This window comes from uncultured Cytophaga sp. (assembly GCF_937863595.1).
Classification (GTDB): domain Bacteria; phylum Bacteroidota; class Bacteroidia; order Cytophagales; family Cytophagaceae; genus Cytophaga.
In genome coordinates this window covers 1-3,217 of sequence record NZ_CALMGQ010000018.1, presented here as the reverse complement: position 1 = coordinate 3,217, position 3,217 = coordinate 1, and the positions used below count along the sequence as shown (strand labels likewise).

3 protein-coding genes are annotated in these 3,217 nt (G+C 36.2%); 1 reads left to right on the top strand and 2 read right to left on the bottom strand.

Annotation, left to right across the window (positions count from 1 at the left end):
- Positions 1-105: 105 nt before the first annotated feature.
- Both Q0543_RS01660 and Q0543_RS01655 read right to left on the bottom strand, forming a co-directional pair.
- The gene (locus tag Q0543_RS01660; RefSeq protein ID WP_299248174.1) at positions 106-1,413 is read right to left on the bottom strand and encodes an MFS transporter; all 1,308 of its coding nucleotides are present in this window, start codon (positions 1,411-1,413) and stop codon (positions 106-108) included.
- A gap of 190 nt (positions 1,414-1,603) precedes the next feature.
- Complete coding sequence (locus Q0543_RS01655; protein WP_299248170.1) at positions 1,604-2,362, bottom strand: 5'-methylthioadenosine/adenosylhomocysteine nucleosidase; 759 nt, start codon at positions 2,360-2,362, stop codon at positions 1,604-1,606.
- A gap of 72 nt (positions 2,363-2,434) precedes the next feature.
- On the opposite strand from Q0543_RS01655, the gene Q0543_RS01650 reads away from it, so the two are divergent.
- Positions 2,435-2,980 carry an adenine phosphoribosyltransferase gene (locus tag Q0543_RS01650; protein ID WP_299248168.1) on the top strand — a complete coding sequence of 182 codons (546 nt, stop codon included), beginning with the start codon at positions 2,435-2,437 and terminating at the stop codon, positions 2,978-2,980.
- Positions 2,981-3,217: the final 237 nt, after the last annotated feature.

Below are 3,217 nucleotides of genomic sequence, written 5' to 3'. Positions count from 1 at the left end.
TAATTATTATTTAAGTCTACTAAAACGGTCAACCCTATATAGGCATTGACAACTTTGTACTTTGTACTTTGTACTTTATACTTTATACTTTTTTTCTTCTAGAAACTAGTCTGGCATCTGAGTATTATATACTTGCTTTGAAGGGATCAAACGAAGAAAGAAAATACTAATCACAAAATAAATACCTAGTGCAATTAAACTGTTGCGCATATCTCCTGTTAGTTGTCTGATAAGACCATAACTAAAGGTTCCCAACACAATCGACATTTTATCTACTATATCAAAAAAGCTAAAATACGATGCATGGTCTTTTGTATTTACGGGCATTAATTTTGAATACGTAGCACGCGAAAGCGATTGCACCCCACCCATAACAAAACCGATAGAACCTGCCAATATAAAAAAACTCATACCTGGTTGAACAACATATCCCATGCAACAAATTACAATCCACACAACAACACCAACCAATAACGCATGAGTATTTCCTATTTTATTTGAAAGCATATTCAGTGCATACGCACCCGCAATAGCAACCAATTGAATCAATAATATGGTTGCTATCAATGATTGAGAGTCCACGCCAATCACTTCTTTGGCAAATAAGGGAGCTAGATACATAACCGTTTGCACGCCCATATTGTAAAAGAAAAAACCAACTAAAAAGCGTTTTAATAAAGGAAGCTTTTGGATACTATCCCATACTTTTTTCAACTCTTTCAAGCCGTTTGTTAACATATTACCCCTGTTATTTTTTTGTTGAACCTTCGGCAAGCCCATAAAAGATAATTGACCAAAGCCCAGCCACCAAACACCTACAGTCAAGAAAGAGATACGTGAGGCAAAACCAATGGTGATACCAATTTTTTCGTGAAATACGACACAGACTAAGTTGATGATAAGCAACAATACACTACCAATATAACCCCAAGTATAGCCTTTGGCGCTGATCCGATCATATTGATCTTCCGTTGCAATTTCTGGTAAATAGGAATTGTAAAACACAATACTGGAGCTATAACCAATGCCAGCAAGCACAAAAGTTAAGACACCAAATTCAATTGTATGTTCATTTAAAAAATATAAGGCTGCACATGCCACGGAACCTGTATAGCAGGATACTTTCATAAATGTTTTTTTCATTCCAGAATAATCTGCAATGGACGTTAAAAATGGACTTAGTATTGCTGAAACAAGAAATACAATAGATACCGCCCAAGAATAGAGTACCGTATTGGGAACCAAAAACCCAAAAAAATCAACCAAATTCCCATTAGCTCCGTTCTTAGTGATGCCTAAGAAATACTCTGGAAAAATAGCCGTCGTAATCGTTAACGAATACACCGAATTCGCCCAATCATAGGTACACCAAGCATTAATGATTTTGGGATCGTTTTTTATGGTGGGTTGCATAAGCTGTTACTAGATGGATTCGTGTGAATTATTAATTTTGATGCTCAATTTGAATGAGTGGTCAGTGAACAGTGGTCAGAAAACTAGCGGGCAGTGAAATTATATTAGAACCTTCATATTCAGAAACCTATACCTTATTCTAATCTCAATTTACTATTTTTTTACTAACCACTGTTCACTGACCACTTGCTTATCGCATCATCCCCTCTATCAATCCCCAGGTATAATATTTCGCAACGTTATCGATGTATCGATTGAAGTCGATGTGTGCAAGGGCATTAGCTTTGTCTGAAATGGATCGAACTACAACGAGTGGTATATTGTATTCATAACACACTTGTGCTACGGCTGCTCCTTCCATTTCAACGAAAATGGCTTCAGGAAGTTCGTTACGTATTTTTTCATATTGCGACATCGTTCCAATAAATTGATCTCCGCTAACTAACAAACCTTTGTGTACACTTGGCTTGTGTATATGTAAGGCTTCGAGTTCTTCTTTGTTTACATAGTCATATAATTCATTTTTCATAAACGTAGTACAACTTGTAAAGGCATCCTCTACCATCACTTTATCACACGTAAATGTAACCATGTCTAATAACGGAATTTCAAATTGAGGAAATAAGGGCCTGCAATCCATATCATGTTGAATGGATGTTGTCGCAACTACGATATCCCCTATTTTAACTTCATCTGTTAATCCCCCAGCCACTCCTGTTACAATTATACGACCTACCGCAAATCGTTCTATCATTACAGCTGCAGTAACAGAAGATGCCACTTTGCCAACACGTGATAAACTCACCACACATTTTTTATGTTGTATGGTTCCCACATAAAACTTACGACTACCTGTTTCTACGATATTCTCAACATGCATGTGATGTAAAATCAATTCAATTTCAGGCTGCATGGGCACCAAAATGCCGGTAATAATTTCTTTTTCCATTACGAATAGGCTTGTAAAGCAACTGCAAGATGTCGTATATTGTTGAGGGAATCAATACTCGTGTAAAAAAATATGACTACATCGAACAAAATGCTAGAACAAACAATAAAATCAACCGTTCGTGACATCCTTGATTTCCCAGAACCTGGGATTATTTTTAAAGACATTACTCCTCTGTTAAAAAACCCTTCGCTTTGTAAAGATATTGTTTTAGCCTTTTCAGATCAATTACGCCCTTTGAAATTGGATGCATTGGCTTGTTTAGACAGCAGAGGATTTTGGTTTGGATTATCCATTGCAATGGAATTAGGCATACCAATGATTCCCATTCGTAAAAAGGGGAAATTACCCTACAAAACTGTTTTTGAAGAATACGCATTGGAGTATGGAACCAATACCATTGAAATGCATACGGATGCGATACAACCCGGTTGGAGAGTTGCCATACACGACGACATTTTAGCGACGGGTGGAACAGCTGAAGCAACATCCAAATTAATTCAAAGATCACAAGGAACGATTGTAGCCTATTCCTTTTTAATTGAATTAGATTTTTTAAAAGGAAGAAATAAGTTATTGCCGTATTGTTCTATGATTCAATCATTGGTTGGGTATTGAAAAATAGAGGTCAGTGAACAGTGGTCAGTGTAAAAAAGTACATACATGTTAGTTGCTTCATGTTTGTGAATTTTCGGCTAATCATGGTCAATAAGAAAGCCACACATGCATAAAGGAATGGCCTGTGAGTAACAGATCATGTTGAAGTGGTCAGGGTGAAAATAGTAGTCCATTAATGGTAAATAATTCATAATTCATAATTCATAATTCATAATTCATAATTCATAATTCATAATT

Coding starts and splice junctions, on each gene's coding strand:
- Q0543_RS01660 (WP_299248174.1), bottom strand. CDS start 1,413: ATGCAACCCACCATAAAAAACGATCCCAAAATCATTAATGCTTGGTGT.
- Q0543_RS01655 (WP_299248170.1), bottom strand. CDS start 2,362: ATGGAAAAAGAAATTATTACCGGCATTTTGGTGCCCATGCAGCCTGAA.
- Q0543_RS01650 (WP_299248168.1), top strand. CDS start 2,435: ATGACTACATCGAACAAAATGCTAGAACAAACAATAAAATCAACCGTT.